Here is a 16,590-nt window from a genome sequence, read left to right as displayed (position 1 = left end):
CTGTTGTCCCGCTTGCAACAGCGCCGGTCGCCTTTATGATCCTCGCCCGCCACTCACTGCCTCATGGTGTAATGGTAACACAGCAGATTCTGAATCTGTTATTCAAGGTTCGAATCCTTGTGAGGCAACCACTCTCGAAATCCAACGTGTGGTTTGTCGCGAAAGAATCGCTCAGACTTAGGGCGCGCCCCTTCACCCGGCTATTTTCTCGCCAGTTTCAGCCGGCCATCAAGACCTAACAAAAAATGTCGGCCAACTGTCAGCCGGCGCTCGCGTTTTTAAATCATGGACACGAAAAGCGCTATCGTCGGCAGCATCCTTATGGGTGCAGCGCTTTTCACTGCAAGCGGCAGTGAAAACGCTTTGGTAACCGTTTACCAGCCTCTCGACCCTTTGTCTGATGGCTCGGTGGAGGTGCGGGCGGTTCCTTTCGTCACTGGTGGCGCGTTTCCCGAAATTCTCTTCTCGGCTATTACACGACCGCACATTCCGCAGCAAAGCACCCCGAGAAAGGTCGGCGACATCAATCTTGCTTCGCTCGCCGGCATTTCGCTGGAATGCCAGCTGCTGGAGCCGGAAGCGGTGCTTCTGGTCTTCGACTTTACCAAGGCGGATCCAGCCCTGACCACTGAGGACGTCATGAAGGCTGTGCTTCAATGTGTCGAGAAGACTGCGGGGAAGTACCGTCTTTGCTCAAGAATCGTGGCAGGAGACAGGTTCCCTCTGTTCACGAAGATGATCGAAATTCAGATTCCACGTGAAACAGCGTCAAAGACGAAAGAAAAAACTTCGACAACCTTGCCGAAATGACCGCGACGCCTAACCATGCGCCGCAGCAAAACCGGCATGGCGGCGCGGTTTACAACCGGTGCTTCACGTATGCCGAATCGCTGAGCTTGGAGGCGTTAGGCATCCTCCCACCAAGAGCATCATGACCACAATCAGTAACCCCGAAATCGACCTCATCCAATCACGGATGCGGGTGACGATTCCCGGTCTGTATCGAAAGCTCTTGGTTGAGCTTGGATACGGGCGGATTGACGAGGATCACGAGATTTATCATCCGGAGCAGATCCGAGAGGCGTGGGAGTCATTCTTCGATGAGCCATCCGATCTTTTCACCATTTACTTTCCGTTTGGCTTTTCCCCGAGGCTGCAAGAGATGTGGATTATTCGACCGCAGGACGAGCGAGTTGCATCCATCTGGCATGAGACAGTGCCCGATGACTGGGATGAGGAAAAATGGCTGACGTATGAAGACTGGATTGCCAAGTATTTCGATGAGAAGCCGAATACCTAAACAAGCACTGCCGAGACCCCGGCCATCGCGCTTCGGTTTCAATCATCGCGTCCCGTGCGCCGGGTGCTGAGTTTAGGACGCCAGGCATGATGGCGCGTCTTAACTTAATTCTACTTTGGTAAGTTCTATTATGGGCCTGGTCAGACCTGATTCTTCCAGAATGTTTGACCACGGATAACACGAATTGACACGGATGCCTGTGGCTGAGGGTGGAAATCTCCTGATGACTTTTATGAACGTCCTGAAGAGTTACCAAAGTAGAATTAATCAGCGATTCTTTGGCTCATCTGCTTCACGGGCGTCGTCCATGCGGAAGACTACTTCGCACCTGAATACGACTGACGGGCAGAATCCCCAACGCAAAACGGCACGGCCGCCTCAAAGAGCGTACCGTGCCGTTTCGTTAAAAGAATGTGCGAATCAACAACTCAAGCCTTGGCCTGCGCTGCGGCCAAAATGGCCGAGTCCAGACGGGCCAGACGGTGCGTGCTGGAGGCGGTTTCGATGCCTTCCAAGGCGCGGTAGGTCTTGCCCACCTTCTTCACCAGACCGCAGTTGGTCAGCTTCAAAATCTTCTCGTAGGAGCGCAGACGAAGCATTTCTTCGCCACCACTGACCGCATTCTTCAGCTTCAGGCCCTCGAAAACCTTGGCGAAGAGGGCTTTGAACTCAAAAGTTTCGCCCGAGGAGAGAACGCTCACCAGTTCATCGGTGACGTGATCAACTACCCGACGGGAGAAAGGTGCTTTTTTAGTGGCTGCTTTTGTGGTGACCATCTTTCCCAGTACCACAGGAATGACGTTCTGTCTCAGAAACCCTTCGCAAATGTCACTTTTCTGCCCTTAACGAGCCTCTTGTTCAGCCAGATGCGATTCTTTGGCAGCCCGGCTCAGTTTTTTGAAAGAAATTTCTGCTCTTAAGGCTGCCGACTGGTTCTTCTGCGGCCACGATCTCACCACGCTCAGCGGACCCCGGCCCCGGGTGTATCGCGCTCCCTTGCCCGCATTGTGCTGCGCCAGGCGCCGCTCCAGATCATTCGTGATCCCGCAATACAGCGTGCCGTCTCTGCACCGCAGCACGTAGAGCACCCACTTCTTTTTTGCGGGTTTCTTTTTGGCGGCTGCTTTCTTCTTTTTCTTTGGCACGGCCCACCCTAGCGCGGACCGCGCAAAATCAAAACAGCTCGCTGATCGTCGTGCCTTCGGTCAAAGCCACAGGCCGACCGTCCGCCGAGGTGTAGCTGATCTCGCGGTAGTCATACCCCAGCGCCGAGTAGATGCTGGCATGGATGTCCGCCGGGGACACGGGCCGGTCTTTGGGGTAGGCCCCGCTGGCGTCTGAACTGCCGATGACCTGGCCGCCGCGCACGCCGCCGCCGGCCAGCAGCACGCTGTAGCAGCCTGGCCAGTGGTCCCGCCCGGCGTCGTTGTTGATCTTCGGAGTGCGGCCAAACTCGCCCATCCACACCACCAGGGTGCTTTCCAGCAGGCCGCGCTCTTCCAGATCATCCAGCAGCGCCGCGTAGGCCTGCTCCATCGGGGGCACCAGGCGGTTCTTGAGTCCGTTGAAGTTGTCCTTGTGAGTGTCCCAGGTGATGGACGGGCCGTTCACCGTCGTCACAAATCGCGTGCCCGCCTCCACCAGCCGACGCGCCAGCAGGTGAGACTGCCCCCAGCTGTGCCGCCCGTAGCGTTCGCGCACCTTCGCGGGTTCCTTGCTCAGATCAAAAGCCTCCGCTGCCTTGCCGGATTGCAGCATTGTGGTGGCCTGCTCATTGAAAATATCCATCTGCGCCACCTGAGTGGAGGCGATGGGCAGCGCCGCCGCGCTCATGTGATTGAGCAGCGCGAGGCGCTCCTGAAACCGTGCGGGCGTGAGGCTCGCATCCAGCCCCATGTTTCTCACGCGAAACGACGCCGCATTCGGGTCATCATCCAGCACATACGGGTCAAAGCGCGTGCCCAGGCAGCCGCCGAACTGCCCCGGTGTCAGGTACACCTTGCTGTCGCAGTGCGGAAAGGGCGTGATCACGTAGGGCGGCACTCCTTTGCTGAATCCATCCCGCTGCGCCAGCCAGCCCACCAGTGTGCCCACACCCGGCAAATCCGTCGGGCTTGGGGAGATCAGCGTGCTGTCCACCCGATACGGCCGCCCGGTCGTGGCCCAGTGCATGCCGCCATTGTGACTGCTGTGCCCATGGTGCACGGAACGGATGAGCGCCAGCTTGTCCATCCGCTTTGCCATCTGCGGCAGCAGCTCCGTGACATGGATGCCGGGCACATTCGTTTTGATGGTCTTGAACTCCCCACGAATCTCCACCGGCCCGTCCGGTTTCGGGTCCCACAGATCAATGTGGCTCGGCGCTCCGCCATTGAAGATCATGATCACCGATTTCGCCTTGCCAAGCCCGATGCCCGGCCGTGGCGAGGGCGCTCCCAGAGCCACAAGCTGATTCAGCCCAAAGCCCAGCATCCCCACGCCGCCTGCATGCAGCAGGCCGCGCCGCGAAATACGAATCTCCGGGACATGAGAGGACATAAGCGTCCAAACCTACGCACAGAGGAAAGCATTCTTGCGAAACGAAAAAAAGGCAGCGCCTCTCAGGTTCGCCACTTCAGATCCACCTTTGCTCCATTCCACGCGTGCTCAGGCAGGTGCGTGTACGTGATGAAGCTCCCACCCGTGGCGCTCAGCGAAGCCATCGTCCAGCCCGTGGTGCTTTCCTTGGGATTGGCTACAAAAGAGGTGGCCGGAGTGTTGATGATGTGAATGCCGCGATGATTGAAAAAGTCCCGGTGATGAATGTGCCCATGAATGTAGGCCTTCACGTGCGGACGCGCGGCCAGCAGCTCCCAGAGAGGCTGGGAGTCCTCAAGACCGCCAGGGAAATGCCTCTCCTCTCCACCGAGGCGCGGATTGTGGTGGGCAAACACCAGCGCGGGCTTGTCTGCATGCGCATCCAGCGCCTTGCCTAGCCAGGCGAGCTGTTCCTCGCCCAGCAATCCCTGGGCCACCATTCGCGCCTTGAGCGAGTCGAGCAGAAAGAGATTCGCCTTCGCGGTCTGCACCACGCCCACGTGCTTGGAGGCCACCGCCGCATTTGCTGGCTTTTCTGCCGTCAGCACCTCATAAAAAACATCGCGATCATCATGATTGCCCATGCTGAGATGCACGGGCATGCCTGCCTCACGCAGCGGTGCGATCAGGCTGGCAAAATGCGTGTAGTCGTCCGGCTGCCCGTTGTTCAGCGCCAGATCTCCGTTGATGATCACAGCCGCAGGTCGTTTGGGCAGTGCCACCAGCCAGGCCACCGTCTCGCGCAAATGCGTGGGGATCGAAGCATTCGGCGGATGCTTTCCTCCGACGTGCGTGTCATTGAGAATGGCGATGAGATTTTCATCCACTTCCGCTGCTCCGGCGCTGCTGTGTGCCAGGACTGCGGCGGCGCCCATCTGGGTGATGAATTGTCGGCGTGAAGTGAGATGAATCGGCATGCCTTGCTATACGCGCAGTCTCACGCCCGTATTGCTCCCCTCATGGACCGCCGCGATTTCATCAAGACCACCAGCGCACTTGCCGCAATGACCGCCTCTCCCGCGTTGCGCTCAGCCCCTGCACGCCAGCCCGGTCTCATCAAAACCGAAAACGCCAAGCCCGGCGCGAGTTTCCAGCTCACCCGCATGCGGCCGGACAGTTCGAAGTCTTATCGGACTTCCCTCATCGAAGGCTACTGCTCGCGGCAGTCGGTCAAGGCAGGCGAAAAACTCGAAATCTTCGTCAGCACCAGACCCGTTGCGAAGTTCACCATCGACATCTTCCGCATGGGCTACTACGGCGGTGCTGGCTCACGCCTTATGAACACCCTGGGGCCTTTTGCTGGCAAAGAGCAGCCTGTGCCTGAGATGGCTGATAAACGCCTCCGCGAGTGCCAGTGGGAAGCCTCCACCACGCTGACGATTCCGCAGGACTGGCCCAGCGGCGTGTACCTCGGCCGCCTCAGCACACTCCCCGAAGCTGCCGATAAACCCTACTGGCAGAGCTACATCGTCTTCATCGTCACCGACGACCGCCCCGCCGACATCCTCTTCCAATGCAGCGACAACACCTGGCAGGCCTACAACCGCTGGCCCGTGAACGAATCTCTCTACACCGATCCCCGCGCCGCTCATGCCCCCGGCGTCAGCGTCAGCTTCGACCGGCCGTACGGCAAGTATGTGCAGATTTTTGACAACCCTCTCAGCATGGGCAGTGGCGAGTTCCTCCTCTGGGAATATCCCCTCTGCTACTGGCTCGAAAAAGAAGGCTATGACGTCACCTACTGCTCCAACGTCGACAACCTCAACCCCGCCAACCTCTCCCGCGTCAAAACCATGATCAGCGTCGGGCACGACGAATACTGGGACCTGCGCCAATACAGCAACGTCAAACAAGCCATTGCCGACGGCCTCAGCGTTCTCTGGCTCTCCGCCAACGACGTTTACATGGTCACCCCTTTCACTCCAAACGCCAGCGGCGCCCCCAATCGCCGCCTCACTCGCGAAACCTGCTACGGCGAATTCCGTGAAGAGGAGAAAGAGGCCTACTCCAAAATCCTCGGCCCCTTCGAAAACCCCGGCCCGGATGAGCGCGACATCATCGGCGCCCGCACCATCGTCCCCTTCAATGGCGGTGGCGACTGGACCTGCGTGAAGCCCGACCACTGGCTCTTCGAAGGCACCGGCATGAAACAGGGCGACAGCATCCCCGGCCTCGTCGGCTGGGAATTCCACGGCGAACCCGACACCGCCCGGCCCGGCCTCGAAGTCATCGCCGAAGGCAACGTCTGGGCTGGAGGCACCCGCCTCGGCAAATACGCCGCCACCGTGTACGAAGGCCCGAAGAAAAACATCGTTTTCAACGCCACCACCATCTTCTGGTCCCAAGGCCTCAGTGATCCGCCTGGTCACATGATTCCGTGGAGCCACTACTCACGTCCGCATGGACCGGATGAACGGGTGCAGCAGATAACAAGGAACGCGCTGAAAAAGGCGATTGGATAGATCCTCACTCAAACACAATCAAACTCCGCGCCACCTCACCTCTCTGCAGCGCATCATACGCCTCATTGATCCCCTCCAGCGGATACCGCTTCGTCACCAGTTCATCCAGCATCAATCTCCCGGACTGATGCATGCCTATCAGCAGCAGCAGATCTTTGCGCGGCTGTGTGCTCCCGTAGAGGCTTCCGCGAAGGGTCTTCTCCGCATATACCAGCTGGTTCACATTGATCGAGGCCCGGTCCGCCGCGCTGGTGATGCCCACCATCACGCACATCCCGCCCTTTTTCGTCGCATCAAACGCCTGCTCCGCCGTCTTGCCCGAACCATACGCTTCAAAGGCATAGTCCACGCCCTTGCCATCCGTCAGGTCCTTGATCGCCTGCACTGGATCACCGGCGTTCACATCCACATAATCCGTTGCGCCAAACTGCCGCGCATCACCTTCCTTGCGGCTGAATTTGTCCACCGCGATGATCTGCCGCGCGCCCGCCATGCGCGCCGCCTGAACGATGTTCAAGCCGATGCCGCCACACCCGATCACCGCCACCGTGCTGTTGTGCTGCACGCGCGCCGCTTTTTCCACCGCGCCCACGCCCGTGATGACACCGCAGCCAATCAGCGCGGCCTTTTCAAAAGAAAACTCCTTGGGAATCTTCACCACGGAAGCCTGCGGCATCGTCGCCAACGAGGAGAAGGCGGAAACCCCGGCGTAGTGCCGGATGCTCTCGCCTGCGGAGTTTTGAAAGCGCGTGGTGCCATCGGGCATCAGCCCGGTGAAACGCATCGCCGTGCCCATGTCGCACAGCGCGGGCCGCCCGCTACTGCAGTACTCGCATTTACCGCAGGAGCCGCGCCACACCAGGATGACATGATCTCCCACCTCCACGGAGGTCACCCCTTCCCCCACCGCTTCGATCACTCCACTTCCCTCATGCCCAAGGATGATCGGCATCGGCATGGTGAGATCTCCCTTCATCACATGCAGATCGCTGTGGCAAACGCCGGCCGCTTTCATGCGCACCGTCACCTCTCCCGGTTGAGGCGGCAGCACTTTCACCTCCTCGATGCGCAGGGGCTTCTTGGCTTCATACAAAACGGCGGCAGGGGCAAGGGTGGACATGACTCCCGGGATGAGAGAGAATCCCGAACAACCGGCAAGCGATACATTTCTGAACTTGCTCCAAGGCGGAAGAGCTAGAGGGAGAGACATCATCTTGATCCCTCAGCGCCCCGCCACACCCACAGCTCCTCTTCTGCCAATCGTATTCCTTCCGAAAGCTCTCCGGCCCCGCGCCACTCCCTCCGATTCACCTGTGCTGCCTTCACTCCCCGGTTGCAGCCGCCGCTGCCCTCGCTGAGATACCACCTGCATGTTTTCCAACCGCAAGACATTCCTTACCCTCGCCCTGGCATTGCTGGGCGTGACTGGGCTTCAGGCGCAGGCCCCCGTGGCTCCTGTGCCTGCGCCGGCGGTACCCGCCCCTGCTGCCGGAAGCGGTGCTACATTGCCAGACCTTCCGGCTCTGAAGGCCGCCGCCGAGGCCATCGAGGACAGGCTGCCTGCTCCAGCCATCCAGCCGCAGACCTATTTCGATCTCTCGCCCTTGGAGCGCGAGCGCTGGCGCAAGTTTCTCCCCCAGACCTTCCTCAAGCTCACACGCCGCGAGCGCGTGCAGATCGTTGTGCTCGGAGATGCCATCCTCGACGGAGCGAAGGTGGATGCCGGCGAGGACCCCTTGCTGAAGAGTTTTGCGGGCGTGTTTGCCAGCAAACTCGCGGCCCAGTTTTACTACACCGGCGGTGTGCGCGTTGTGCGTCCCGGTTCAAAACTTCGCAGCAAGGAGTCCAAAATACTTGGGCCTGAAATTTTGCTTCAGCCGGTTCGCTGCTCCAGCATTGTTTCGGCTGCGGCGGCGCTGGCCTCGGAGGGCGTTACCGGCCAGCCGGATCTGGTGCTGCTCGCTCAGGGCCTTGAAGACGGACTCGCGGGCGTGTCCGCTCCGGATGTGGCGGCAGCATTTCGCAGCCTTCTTGACACGGCCCGTGGCAGGCACCTCGAAGTCTTCGTCGCCGGTCCCGTGCCTCAGGCAGCGGAGCCGGAGGAGGCCTGCCTGGCTCTCACTCGCGGCCCCTCCAGCGTGCTGCGAGACGCCTGTGCCGCGGAGAACATTCTTTTCTCTGACCTGGGAGACCTTTCGAGGCTGCTTGAGACACCTCCTGGCGCACACGGCGCGGACCAGCTTTTTCCTGCACTGGTGCAGGAGTATCAAAGCCTCCTGAATCTGCCTTCCTCAAACTCCGTGGCCACACCCACGGCGGCCATGCACTCAGCCATGGGGCGCATCCTTTACCAGGATGTCATGCAGGGCTCTCCTGAAGTCGCCTGGCAGATCAGTGAAGCCAAGGCCACCATGCAGGGGCAGGGCGCGCTTGCGCTCGAGTTTCAGATCAGCAATACCCTTCGCGAAGATTTGTCTCTGACCGTTCTGCCTCTGGTCCCCTCCGGCCTCAAGCCCAAGGACACCAATCCGGAAATCAAGATCGCTCCCGCTGCCAGGCAGGCGATGAAGGTCAGCTATTCCATCACAGATCCGCGCTGCCTGCCCCTTGCCGATGGCCGCATGCGCCTGCCCGTCCTCATCGTTTCGGCCAGTCAGTCCCGCATCGAGGCCATCGTTGTTCCCCTTCAGCCCTTCAGCATCACCTGGAATGCGCGCGTGGCATTCAATCAGGAAGCCGAGTTTTCCCCGGATCTCGAACTCGAAAACAGCTCCGGCTCCGCCCTCTCCGCAGATTGGGAGTCCGAATGGAATGGCAGCAAGCAGGCGGGCAAAGTCTCCCTCGATGCCAGCGGCTCGGAAATGCTCAAGTTCACGCTCGCCATGCCTGCAGACGGTAAAGCGCCGCTGCGGCAGGTCCTGCCCCTGAAATTAAACGTCAGCTCCGGCGGCATCAGTCAAAGCTTTGAGCGCAAACTCGAGGTCATTCGCAACATCGGGCTCAAGGAAGCAGTGCCTATGACCGCGGCAGACGGCCAGTCCAGCGCGGTAACCCTGCGTGCGGATGCCGACCGCACGAAGCTGTTTTTCACCGTTGACCTGACCGGGGTCAATCTCGCCGATGATGAATCGGGCAAGGCCTTTGAACTCCTGCTGAATCTCGATGCACGCAGCTATGGCAAGCGGCTGACACCAGGCGGTACGGCTGCCCTCCGCTTCACCGGCAAGGCGGCCGATGGCGATGCTGTGATCGATCCGATTGCGCCCTGGGCTTTTGGCGATGGTTATGCCGCCTTTTTTGACACCAAGGACATCCAGGCGGCGGTCACCAGTTCCGCGGGCGGTGGTCGCAGGCTCACGATCGCACTGCCCAAGAGCTACCTCTACCTGCACGAATGGGCGCTCGAAAATGGCAACAGCCAGCTGGGCCTAAATCTCCGCCTCAAGGCCGGCGGGCGTGCGTACTTTTTCACCCGCGGCAGCCGTCATGGTGACGATGCAGAGAGCCTGGGTGTGCTGGAACTGACAGATAAACCCACGCTCCGCTGGACGGTGCGCGTGGAGTAGAGCAAAAAGAACATGGCTGAAGAACGAGCGAGCAAAAAACTGTGGGACCGCGCGGCGTGGAAAGACGCCGGCTTTTTCCTCTCCTATCTGCGTCCGCACTACAATGTGTTCATCCCCGCGCTCATTGCGCTGGCGATCACTGGCAGCATCACCATCCTTTTCTTCAATGAACTGACCGCCGTCGCGGGCAAAGGCATTGGCGGTGCCCGCGGCCCCGAATGGATGGCCGAGCTCAATCGCAGCGTCTGGTTTCTCGTCGGCATCGTTTCCGTGCAGGCCGTGGTCGCCTTCTTCCGCATCATGCTTTTTGCCAAGGCCTCCGAGCGTGCCCTCGCGGCACTGCGCCTGGACACCTTCAGCCGCATCATCCGCCTGCCCATGGCCACGCTCAACCAGCGTCGTGTCGGCGAGCTGGCCTCACGCCTCGCCAATGATGTCGAGGCCATGCGCGAGACTTTGGTGGTCACGATTCCCATGCTCATCCGCCACTCCGTCATGCTGACGCTCTGCCTGGCGCTCATCCTGAAGATGTCGGTCAAGCTCTCCCTCTTCATGGTCGGCACCATTCCGGTGGTCATCATCATGATCGCCATCTTCGGCGCCCGCATTCGCAAGCTCACCAAGCGCGCGCAGGACAATCTCGCGGCCACACAGGTCGTGGTGGACGAGAGCCTTCAGAGCATCATCAGCGTCAAAGCCTTCCGCAACGAGGCCTATGAACTGTCCCGTTACGACAAAAATCTCAGCGAGTACCTGCGCACCGTGCTGCGCGCCGCCGTCCCACGCGCGTCTTTCATCGCCTTTATCATCTTTGCGTTCAGCGTGGCCGTGATCCTCGTCACCTGGTATGCCATGCGCATGCTCGATGAGGGCAGCATCAGCACTCAAAAGCTGACGCAGTTCGCCGGCCTGAGCGGCGTCATCGCCGGCTCCTTCATGCAGCTCCCAGAGCTCATCACCCAGCTTCAGCGCTCCCTTGGCGCCACCGAGCGCGTCCGCGAAATCCTCAGCGATCAGACCGAACCCGACGACACCGCCTCTGCTTCCAAAGAACGCTTCAAAGGCGAGATCGAGATGCGCGATGTCAGCTTCGCCTACCCCACCCGTCCTGAGGCGATTGTGCTGCGTGATTTCAATCTCCAGGCCAAGGCCGGACAGCGCATCGCCCTCGTCGGTCCCAGCGGCTCGGGCAAGTCCACCAGCATTTCCCTGCTCTTCCGCTTCTACGATCCCACCACCGGAGAAATCCGCATCGATGGCCAGCCCATCCGCGACATGTCGCTCACCACGCTCCGTCGCAATCTCGCCCTCGTGCCGCAGGAAGTCCTGCTCTTCGGCGGCAGCATCAAAGAAAACATCGCCTACGGCAAGCCCGAGGCCACCGAAGAGGAGATCATCAGCGCCGCCAAAAAAGCCAACGCCCACGATTTCATCGCCTCCCTCACCGATGGTTATCAGACTCTCGTCGGCGATCGCGGCACCCAGCTTTCCGGCGGCCAGCGTCAGCGCATTGCCATCGCCCGAGCCATCCTTGCAGACCCCGCCATCCTCATCCTAGATGAGGCCACCAGCAGCCTTGATGCGGAGAGCGAGCGCCTTGTACAGGATGCCCTCGACAAGCTGATGCAGAACCGCACCAGCATCATCATCGCCCACCGCCTCAGCACCGTCCGCCGCTGCGATCAGATCCTCGTCATGTCCGTCGGCGCCATCCTCGAACGCGGCACCCACGACGAACTCGTGGCAAAGCCAGGCAGCCTGTATGGCTCGCTGGCGAAGCTGCAGCTGGAGTAGAGGGAGGCGCATTGGCACTGGTCGCACAAGGGATGTGCGAACTGCTGCGGGCAGGTGAATGGGAGGGCGTGCGGATCGACCGACAGGAGTGTCTATCGAACTCCAGACTGGACCACTCACCCCCACCCATTTTCGCGTCTTCTCGCGCCTCTTTGCGGATAGCAAATCATCACCCGCTTCGCCACTCAGCTCCTGAACACCATCGCCGGCTCCAGCCTGCTCACCCGCCAGATCCCAAGCAGCGCGGCCAGCGTGCAAATTCCCAGCACGACGCCCAGCACCACGAAGGGCACAAACTCCGGCATGTAAAACGGCGGCTGCTCATTCTTGAGCGCGCCCATGGCAAATCCTGCCGTCCCCAGAAGCCCGATCCCATACCCGATAAACCCGACCGTAAACGCCTGGGTGATCAGCATCAGGCACAGCGTCCCATTAGAGGTTCCCATCGCCTTCAGCGCTCCCAGGTGCCGCATGTTCTCCAGCACAAACGAGTAAAAAGTCTGGCAGCTCACCGCCACCCCTACCAGCAGGCCGATCACCACGGTGATGCCGAATGAAAAGGGAATGCCCGTGTTTTTCACATACCACCACACGGTGGACACATTGAAGTTGTCCGTCTCACCGCTCCCTCGCTGACTCCAGAACTCACCAAAGCTGGCTTCTCGATTGATGAACGCCTTCAGACCCGTTTTTTTCCGGATGTCCGCCGCCACCTGATCCAGGCTAACCCCTTCGCGCGGTGCGCAGATGACTGCCTGCAGCATCTTTCGCTGTGCCGGCACATACTGCAGTGCGCGCTCATACGTCGTCCACACATACGGCCCGCCGGTGAAAGAAGTCGCCGCATCCGCGATCCCCACCACGCGCGCCTCCTGGTCATTCAATTCAAACACATCCCCCATCTTCACCTTCTCGCCGCGTTTCCGCGCCAGCCGCGTCACGCCCAGGTCGTCAATGATCACCGAATGCGGCAGCCGCAGCTTCATGAGGTCGCCTTCCAGCATCTTCGCCGGCGCACCCGCCAGCGTGTTAGAATCAATGCCGATGAGCTGGATCATTTTAAAATTCCCGTTCTCCAGCCGCACCCGCTGAATGCCCGAATAGATCGGCGCGGCCCATGCCACGCTGCTCACACTGCGCACCCTCGCCACATCCGTGTCCAGCAGCGGATTCGTCTCATTCACCTGCTCCACCTTTTCCTCCACCACCCAGATCGGCGCCGGCACATTCTTCAACGTCGACTTCGTCCAGTTCATGAGCCCGCAAAACACCGCCGTCTGCTGCGCCATCAAAAATGTCGCCACCGCGATCCCTGCGACCAGCATCATGTACTTCGCGGTGTCACCAAACAGCATTTTGAGCGCAAGTCGCAGCATGAGGTATCAGTGAGAAGATTTGTTCAAAGCAAAGTCACTCCTTCTGCCCGTGCGGCTGCACATAGCGAGCTGTCGTTGGAAAGAAGCGGACATTTCAGGCGCAAGGTCAGCTCCAAATACGCCGCATCGTACGAACTGAGCGAATGTTTTGTCGCCAATCGTTGGATGTCGGCAATGTGAGCAGTCGGTTCTTCATCCACCCGCACTGGATAGCCGTGAATGCAGGCGATGGCCTGGTCACGCTCGCTCGCGTCCAGTTTCTTCCTTCGTTCACGCACAAGCAGAACATTGAGAGTTTCCAGCAGCCACAGCGGTGGCACGAAGACGGCATCACCAATGTTGATATGCTGTAGGAATGCTTCTGCCACTTTTTCATCATGGCCCGGCAGCACAGTGCTCAGCGCCGCGTTTGCGTCCGCCACAAGCGTCATCATGCGCGTCTTCCCGCTTCAAGATAATCCCGCGCTGTCCAGTCATCGTCACCGTATTTGGCGGTAAGTTGTGCTTTGAGCCTCCTGGCCTGCTCAATGTTTTCATGCACGGACAGTCCTCGTGAGCCTTCGCGTTCAGGCGTGATGCGGGCCTGCACACGGCCATCATCGGTGAGACAGACCTGCTCCCCCTCCATCACCTTGCGCAGGTAGGAGGCGGTGTTGAGCAGGAAGTCGGCAACGGAAGCGTTCACGCCACCACCATGCCGGAAATCCGCCCTGTTTGCAACGCGGTTTCTTCCGCTTCAGCGCCCCCCGCCAAACAGTCCGCCAAAGCTGCTGCTGATCACGCTCGTCAGCACGCTTTGAATCTGGCTCCCGCTCGGGTGGTCCTCATGGATGTGCCCTTGCGGAGTCAGTTTGTCGATCACCTGTGGTAGAAATTGAGAAAGCAACGGCAGCACCGTGTTCACGTTCATGCCCACCTTGGCCGCCAGATTGTTCAGATGGTCCACGCCCACGGCCGCCTGCATTTGTTCGGCGCTGATCGGCTCATTTTTGCCCGTTCCCACCCAGGAGGAAAAGGTGGCTCCCATGCCCGCTTTTTCAAACTGCGCCATCATCCCGCTCAGTCCTCCCGCTTCGCTCAGCATGCCCGAAAGCATCGCTGCCGGGTCCATCTTACCAGAGCCGCCGAGCATGCCGCCCAGCGCGTTTTTTGCGAGTGAATCAAAGAGTCCCATAGGAAACCCCGAGTGTGCGGGAGAGGAAGGGAATGTCAAGGCTTCGCCGGTCAAGGAGTCAAGAGGTCAAGCCTCGGCCCACCACTCCTCGACACTTGACCACCTCTTGACCGGCGCGGCCTTGACCTCTTGACCACTTCTTTACCTCCGCTACTTTCTCCGCCCCCAAACCTTGTTTAACCCCAAAATCCAACCATGAGCCAAACCCACGAATTCCAGGCCGAAGTCAAACAAGTCCTCGATATCGTCATCCACAGCCTCTACACCGACCGCGAGATCTTCATTCGCGAGCTGGTGTCCAACGCCTCAGACGCGATGGAAAAGATGCGCCTCACCCAGCTCACGGAAAAAGAAGTCTTCGACGCTTCCGCCGCTCTGGAAATCTCCATCACCACCGATGAGGCCGCCCGCACTCTCACCATCGCCGATCACGGCATCGGCATGACCCGCGCTGAGCTTGTCGAAAACCTCGGCACCATCGCCCACTCCGGCTCCAAAGCCTTCGCCGCTGCTCTGAAGAATGCAGGCAAACAAAACGATGCCTCCCTCATCGGCCAGTTCGGCGTCGGCTTCTACTCCGCCTTCATGGTGGCAGACAAAGTCGAAGTCCACACCCACTCCTGGCGCAATGACGGCGAGCACCTCGTCTGGACCAGCGACGGCAGCACCAGCTACACCATCGACGAATCCTCCGAAGAGGCCCGCGGCTGCAAAATCATCCTCCACCTCAAGGAAGATGCTGCCGAGTTCTCCAAGAAATACCGCGTGAAGCAGATCCTGGAGAAATACTCCAACTTCGTCACCTTCCCCGTCATCCTCGACACCGAGCGCGTGAACACCGTGGAGGCCCTCTGGCTCAAGTCCAAGGACAGCATCACCGAGGAGCAGTACACGGAATTCTACCGCTTCGCCGCCCACGCCTTTGACGATCCCAGCTACCGCCTGCACTTCCAGGCCGAGTCCCCCATCGCCATCAATGCGCTGCTCTTCACCCCCACGCAGAACATGGAATCCTACGGCATGGGCCAGATGGAGCCCAACGTCGGCCTCTACTGCAAAAAGGTCCTGATCGACCCTAAACCGAAGAAGCTCCTTCCTGAGTGGATGCGCTTCGTCCGGGGCGTCATCGACAGCGAAGACCTTCCGCTGAACATCTCACGCGAGTCCATGCAGGACAGCGCCCTCGTGCGCAAGCTCGGCGACGTCGTCGCCAAGCGCCTGCTCAAGCACCTCGACAAAGAGGCCGTCGAGGATCCGAAGAAGTACAACGAATTCTACGCCAGCTTCAGCCGCTTCTTCAAGGAAGGCATCGCCACGGATCACACCAATCGCGATGCCATCGCCAAGCTGCTTCGCTTCGAGTCCAGCATGACCGAGCCTGGCGAGACCGTCAGCCTCACCGAATACGTGAAGCGCATGAAGGAAGACCAGAAGGAAATCTACTACCAGGTCTCCACCTCCCGCAGCACCATCGAAAGCGGCCCCTACGTCGCCGCCTTCAAGGCCAAGGGCTTCGAAGTGCTCTACATGTTTGAGCACATCGACGAATACGTCATCTCCAGCCTCAGCAAGTTCGAAGACAAGGACCTCAAGTCCGTCAACGCCCCCGACATCGATCTCGGTGAATCCACCGCTGATGGCGAAGCCCTCCCCGAAGCCGATGCCACCTCCCTCTGCGACTGGATCAAAGACCGTCTCGCCACCCAGGTCGAAACCGTCCGCACCGGCAAGCGCCTCGTCGGCAGCCCTGCCCTCGTACTCACCCCAGAAGGTGAGATGAGCCCGCAGATCCGCCAGATGATGAAAGCCATGGGCAAGGACGGCGACATGCCCGGCTCGAAGGTCATCTTCGAAATCAATCCGCGCCACCAGCTCGTCCGCAATCTTGCCGCCCTCCGCGAAAAGGATCCGGAAACCGCCGGCCTCATCACCGAGCAGATTCTGGACAATGCCCTCCTTTCTGCCGGCCTGCTGGATGAGCCACAGCGCATCATCGAGCGCACGCAGAAGCTCATGGAGAAACTCTCCGCGTAAGACTGCCGGGGAAGATCTGAGCGCCCTGCGGTAAACCATCGCCGCAGGGCGTGCTTTTTGCGGGCGTCAGCAAAGTGGTCCGCACAGTCCTCTGTGCGGCTCGCGAGCCCCATGAGCTGCGTGCTACGATTCGCCTGTGCAGAACCCCATCGCTTATTGAGTGGCGGCACGCTAAGAGCCTCGCGCTAGATTTGGTTGAAAAATGTGATGCTGGGTAGCGCGCACCGCACAGAGGACTGTGCGGACCACTATGGGAGCAGCCTTTGGCTGCTCCATTTTGATGTGCATGCATGCACCGAGGATCTGG

The 16,590-nt window shown here is 59.8% G+C and carries 15 protein-coding genes and 1 tRNA gene; 7 read left to right on the top strand and 9 right to left on the bottom strand.

What is annotated here, in order from left to right; translation table 11 throughout:
* Positions 1-57: 57 nt before the first annotated feature.
* From ACILSR_RS16695 to ACILSR_RS16685, 3 genes are all read left to right on the top strand, one after another.
* Positions 58-131 (top strand) — tRNA-Gln (locus ACILSR_RS16695).
* Positions 132-285: 154 nt separating this feature from the next.
* Positions 286-810 carry a hypothetical protein gene (locus ACILSR_RS16690; protein WP_395750926.1) on the top strand — a complete coding sequence of 175 codons (525 nt, stop codon included), beginning with the start codon at positions 286-288 and terminating at the stop codon, positions 808-810.
* A gap of 121 nt (positions 811-931) precedes the next feature.
* The gene (locus ACILSR_RS16685) at positions 932-1,300 is read left to right on the top strand and encodes a hypothetical protein (protein WP_395750925.1); all 369 of its coding nucleotides are present in this window, start codon (positions 932-934) and stop codon (positions 1,298-1,300) included.
* Between the two features lie 428 nt (positions 1,301-1,728).
* On the opposite strand, the gene ACILSR_RS16680 is transcribed toward ACILSR_RS16685, so the two are convergent.
* The 4 genes from ACILSR_RS16680 to ACILSR_RS16665 all read right to left on the bottom strand — a co-directional run bounded on the left by ACILSR_RS16680 (position 1,729) and on the right by ACILSR_RS16665 (position 4,794).
* Entirely contained in the window at positions 1,729-2,001 is a 273-nt protein-coding gene (locus tag ACILSR_RS16680) for a hypothetical protein (protein ID WP_395750924.1), read from the bottom strand.
* Between the two features lie 141 nt (positions 2,002-2,142).
* Positions 2,143-2,388, bottom strand: a complete 246-nt coding sequence (locus ACILSR_RS16675) for a GIY-YIG nuclease family protein (protein WP_395750923.1) — start codon at positions 2,386-2,388, stop codon at positions 2,143-2,145.
* A gap of 85 nt (positions 2,389-2,473) precedes the next feature.
* Positions 2,474-3,838 carry a DUF1501 domain-containing protein gene (locus ACILSR_RS16670; RefSeq protein ID WP_395750922.1) on the bottom strand — a complete coding sequence of 455 codons (1,365 nt, stop codon included), beginning with the start codon at positions 3,836-3,838 and terminating at the stop codon, positions 2,474-2,476.
* Positions 3,839-3,900: 62 nt separating this feature from the next.
* Positions 3,901-4,794: a metallophosphoesterase gene (locus tag ACILSR_RS16665; protein WP_395750921.1), complete on the bottom strand. Its 894-nt coding sequence runs from the start codon at positions 4,792-4,794 to the stop codon at positions 3,901-3,903.
* 42 nt (positions 4,795-4,836) lie between these two features.
* Between ACILSR_RS16665 and ACILSR_RS16660 the strand changes: the two genes are divergently transcribed.
* Positions 4,837-6,339 (top strand): N,N-dimethylformamidase beta subunit family domain-containing protein, encoded by a 1,503-nt coding sequence (locus tag ACILSR_RS16660; protein ID WP_395750920.1) that lies wholly within the window; start codon positions 4,837-4,839, stop codon positions 6,337-6,339.
* A 4-nt stretch (positions 6,340-6,343) separates the two neighbouring features.
* Here ACILSR_RS16660 and ACILSR_RS16655 read toward each other — a convergent pair whose 3' ends face one another.
* Complete coding sequence (locus tag ACILSR_RS16655; protein ID WP_395750919.1) at positions 6,344-7,459, bottom strand: zinc-binding dehydrogenase; 1,116 nt, start codon at positions 7,457-7,459, stop codon at positions 6,344-6,346.
* Between the two features lie 250 nt (positions 7,460-7,709).
* Here ACILSR_RS16655 and ACILSR_RS16650 point away from each other — a divergent pair, with 250 nt between their 5' ends.
* Together ACILSR_RS16650 and ACILSR_RS16645 are read left to right on the top strand one after the other, a co-directional pair.
* Positions 7,710-9,905 carry a hypothetical protein gene (locus tag ACILSR_RS16650; protein ID WP_395750918.1) on the top strand — a complete coding sequence of 732 codons (2,196 nt, stop codon included), beginning with the start codon at positions 7,710-7,712 and terminating at the stop codon, positions 9,903-9,905.
* A gap of 12 nt (positions 9,906-9,917) precedes the next feature.
* Entirely contained in the window at positions 9,918-11,699 is a 1,782-nt protein-coding gene (locus ACILSR_RS16645) for an ABC transporter ATP-binding protein (RefSeq protein ID WP_395750917.1), read from the top strand.
* A 185-nt stretch (positions 11,700-11,884) separates the two neighbouring features.
* On the opposite strand, the gene ACILSR_RS16640 is transcribed toward ACILSR_RS16645, so the two are convergent.
* Genes ACILSR_RS16640 through ACILSR_RS16625 form a run of 4 tightly spaced genes read right to left on the bottom strand, consistent with a single transcriptional unit; the run spans position 11,885 to position 14,288 of the window.
* Positions 11,885-13,075: an ABC transporter permease gene (locus ACILSR_RS16640; protein ID WP_395750916.1), complete on the bottom strand. Its 1,191-nt coding sequence runs from the start codon at positions 13,073-13,075 to the stop codon at positions 11,885-11,887.
* A gap of 23 nt (positions 13,076-13,098) precedes the next feature.
* Positions 13,099-13,509, bottom strand: coding sequence for a type II toxin-antitoxin system VapC family toxin (locus tag ACILSR_RS16635; protein ID WP_395750915.1), 411 nt, complete (start codon positions 13,507-13,509; stop codon positions 13,099-13,101).
* The gene (locus ACILSR_RS16630; RefSeq protein ID WP_395750914.1) at positions 13,506-13,760 is read right to left on the bottom strand and encodes a hypothetical protein; all 255 of its coding nucleotides are present in this window, start codon (positions 13,758-13,760) and stop codon (positions 13,506-13,508) included. The genes ACILSR_RS16635 and ACILSR_RS16630 overlap by 4 nt, the downstream gene beginning before the upstream one ends.
* Before the next feature lie 51 nt (positions 13,761-13,811).
* The gene (locus ACILSR_RS16625) at positions 13,812-14,288 is read right to left on the bottom strand and encodes a YidB family protein (RefSeq protein ID WP_395750913.1); all 477 of its coding nucleotides are present in this window, start codon (positions 14,286-14,288) and stop codon (positions 13,812-13,814) included.
* A 156-nt stretch (positions 14,289-14,444) separates the two neighbouring features.
* Here ACILSR_RS16625 and htpG point away from each other — a divergent pair, with 156 nt between their 5' ends.
* On the top strand, positions 14,445-16,283 hold the full coding sequence (gene htpG / locus ACILSR_RS16620; RefSeq protein ID WP_395750912.1) for a molecular chaperone HtpG: 1,839 nt from the start codon (positions 14,445-14,447) through the stop codon (positions 16,281-16,283).
* The last annotated feature ends 307 nt before the right edge of the window (positions 16,284-16,590 follow it).

The organism is Prosthecobacter sp., assembly GCF_044222565.1.
GTDB lineage: Bacteria > Verrucomicrobiota > Verrucomicrobiia > Verrucomicrobiales > Verrucomicrobiaceae > Prosthecobacter.
Note: the sequence above shows the minus strand (reverse complement) of the source record. Positions and strands in the feature narration are given on the sequence as shown.

Excerpts from the sequence above, each read along its gene's own strand:
- ACILSR_RS16690 (WP_395750926.1), top strand. The coding sequence starts at position 286 with ATGGACACGAAAAGCGCTATCGTCGGCAGCATCCTTATGGGTGCAGCG.
- ACILSR_RS16685 (WP_395750925.1), top strand. The coding sequence starts at position 932 with ATGACCACAATCAGTAACCCCGAAATCGACCTCATCCAATCACGGATG.
- ACILSR_RS16670 (WP_395750922.1), bottom strand. The coding sequence starts at position 3,838 with ATGTCCTCTCATGTCCCGGAGATTCGTATTTCGCGGCGCGGCCTGCTG.
- ACILSR_RS16665 (WP_395750921.1), bottom strand. The coding sequence starts at position 4,794 with ATGCCGATTCATCTCACTTCACGCCGACAATTCATCACCCAGATGGGC.
- ACILSR_RS16660 (WP_395750920.1), top strand. The coding sequence starts at position 4,837 with ATGGACCGCCGCGATTTCATCAAGACCACCAGCGCACTTGCCGCAATG.
- ACILSR_RS16655 (WP_395750919.1), bottom strand. The coding sequence starts at position 7,459 with ATGTCCACCCTTGCCCCTGCCGCCGTTTTGTATGAAGCCAAGAAGCCC.
- ACILSR_RS16650 (WP_395750918.1), top strand. The coding sequence starts at position 7,710 with ATGTTTTCCAACCGCAAGACATTCCTTACCCTCGCCCTGGCATTGCTG.
- ACILSR_RS16645 (WP_395750917.1), top strand. The coding sequence starts at position 9,918 with ATGGCTGAAGAACGAGCGAGCAAAAAACTGTGGGACCGCGCGGCGTGG.
- ACILSR_RS16640 (WP_395750916.1), bottom strand. The coding sequence starts at position 13,075 with ATGCTGCGACTTGCGCTCAAAATGCTGTTTGGTGACACCGCGAAGTAC.
- ACILSR_RS16635 (WP_395750915.1), bottom strand. The coding sequence starts at position 13,509 with ATGATGACGCTTGTGGCGGACGCAAACGCGGCGCTGAGCACTGTGCTG.
- htpG (WP_395750912.1), top strand. The coding sequence starts at position 14,445 with ATGAGCCAAACCCACGAATTCCAGGCCGAAGTCAAACAAGTCCTCGAT.